Source organism: Aeromonas enterica, from assembly GCF_054052465.1.
Genome location: NZ_JBSTYL010000093.1, coordinates 1 through 205, shown reverse-complemented (window position 1 = coordinate 205; position 205 = coordinate 1). Strand labels below are relative to the sequence as shown.

The following is a 205-nucleotide window of genomic DNA, read 5'->3' as shown; positions in this document are numbered from 1 at the left end:
AATCTGCATGGTGTCCTGCCCGGTCTTGCACCACCATCACCGGAATGTAATCCGGCCCGGTTCCACGAGTTCGCCCTTTACCCCCGCGACGTCGCGCCGGGCGCGGCAGCCCCAGTTGCCCCTTGAACGACTCGAGGAAGAAAGTCTCATCGACCTCAACGATGCCCTCTTCCCACGTGGCTTGATGGCCTGCCATCGCCCGCAA

The 205-nt window shown here is 62.9% G+C and carries 1 pseudogene; it reads right to left on the bottom strand.

Annotated elements, in window-relative coordinates:
- Positions 1-205 (bottom strand): annotated as a pseudogene (locus tag ACW5XD_RS24040) (IS1595 family transposase); the annotation flags it as partial.